General features: G+C 61.5%; 1 protein-coding gene. It reads left to right on the forward strand.

Annotated features, from left to right (window positions below; all coding sequences use genetic code 11):
* Nucleotides 1–488 precede the first annotated feature (488 nt).
* Nucleotides 489–1,811 carry a group II intron reverse transcriptase/maturase gene (ltrA, locus tag RHSP_RS07125; protein WP_028755411.1) on the forward strand — a complete coding sequence of 441 codons (1,323 nt, stop codon included), beginning with the start codon at nt 489–491 and terminating at the stop codon, nt 1,809–1,811.
* The last annotated feature ends 113 nt before the right edge of the window (nt 1,812–1,924 follow it).

The following is a 1,924-nucleotide window of genomic DNA, read 5'->3' on the forward strand; positions in this document are numbered from 1 at the left end:
GTGCGCCTCGAAGGCGCGTGTCACCAATGGAGGAAGGTTCCATCCAGAGAGTTGTCGATTGATCTGGTAGCTGACGAGCGGATCGGTCGGGTAACCGGCCGGTTCGAAGCCTCGTGACAAAGGCCGCCTTGGGCGGTTGAGCAATCCAGTGGGCCGTAACGCGAGTGAAGTCCGAGCAGGCCTCGAAAGAGTCGATGCAGATGCCGACCCGTCTCTTACCCGGGGAAGGCCGTGCGAACAGGGAAGCAATCGTCACAAGCACCTGTTCGGTCTGCCGGGGTATTGGGCACGGCACGCGGGAAGGGTGATGCGGGTAATCGAGGGAGACCCGTGCGGTCGGAGGTCGCGGCTTCGACATCGCTGATGGCGATGGACCGGACGGGAGTCGGACAGGGTCGTAAGACTGTCGATGCCGGGCAATGCCGGCGGAGGAAAGGACCCTGACTTCTGGCATGCTTTCGAAGATGGTGAGGAAAGGTTGATTGGCGATGAGCCTCGAAACACCTGAAAAGATCAGGAACCTACAGAGAAAGCTCTATTGTAAGGCGAAGGCGGAGCCCGCTTTCCGCTTCTATTTGCTCTACGACAAGATTTGCCGTGAAGACATTCTGCGCCATGCCTATGCGCTGGCCCGCGCCAATGCGGGAGCGCCTGGCGTCGACGGAGTGACCTTTACGCAGATCGAGGCGTCGGGCGTGGATGCGTGGTTGGCGGGCCTGCGCGAAGAACTCGTTTCGAAGACGTACCGACCCGATCCGGTGCGGCGGGTGATGATACCGAAGCCTGGGGGAGGCGAGCGTGCGCTCGGCATTCCCTCTATCCGCTGTCGCGTCATCCAGACCGCTGCCAAGCTCGTACTGGAACCAATCTTCGAGGCGGACTTCGAGGACGGTGCTTATGGTTATCGGCCGCGTCGCAGCGCGGTCGATGCAGTCAAGGAAACGCACCGGCTGATGTGCCGGGGCTACACCGACGTTGTCGACGCTGATTTGTCGAAATATTTTGACACGATCCCGCATTCGGACCTCCTCAAATCGGTGGCCCGACGCATCGTCGATCGGAGCGTGCTGCGGCTGATCAGGCTGTGGCTGCGAGCACCGGTCGAGGAGCGGGATGGCGACGGGAAACGGCGCATGACTGGCGGCAAGAGCAGCACACACGGCACGCCCCAAGGGGGTGTCGTCAGTCCGCTGCTCTCGGTCATCTACATGAACCGGTTCCTGAAGCACTGGCGTCTCAGCGGTCTGGGTGAAGAGTTCCGCGCGCACGTCATCTCTTATGCCGATGACTTCGTCATTCTCAGCCGCGATCATGCGGCCGAGGCGCTGGCGTGGACAAGGACGGTGATGACGAAACTCGGGCTGTCGCTCAACGAGGCGAAAACCTCGGTGAAGGATGCCCGGCGCGAACACTTCGACTTCCTTGGCTACTCGCTTGGACCACGTCATCTGCCCAACGGCGGCCGGTGGTACCTGGGAGCGAGCCCGTCCAGGAAGAGCGTGCAGCGGATCAAGACCAAGGTCAGCGCGCTGCTGACGCCGGGCAACAAGGGCACATGGCCTGAAGTTCGCAAGCGATTGAACCGCCTCCTGGGCGGTTGGGCCGCATACTTCTCCTATGGCGCTCTCGCATCGGCCTATGAAGGCGTCGATCGACACGTCTATGACCGCGTCACGAACTTCCTGTGCAGACGGCACAAAGTGCAAGGACGCAGCACGCGTCGATTCCCACGTGAACATGTTTACGGGGAATTGGGCGTGCTGTGTCTTCGACGCGAGCGCGGCAAGCAGTCGCCGTGGGCCTTACGATGAAGCCAGTCGGAAAGCCGGATGCGGGAAATCCGCACGTCCGGTTTGATGAGCGGGGAAAGGAAACGGAGCGAGCCTCGCAAGGGCCAGCCACCGCGCCTTTCCTCGACTCTACA

Origin of the sequence: Rhizobium freirei PRF 81, from assembly GCF_000359745.1 — a bacterium.
GTDB lineage: Bacteria > Pseudomonadota > Alphaproteobacteria > Rhizobiales > Rhizobiaceae > Rhizobium > Rhizobium freirei.

Bases quoted from the DNA above. Each gene is read 5' to 3' on its own strand.
- ltrA (WP_028755411.1), top strand. From the start codon at position 489: ATGAGCCTCGAAACACCTGAAAAGATCAGGAACCTACAGAGAAAGCTC.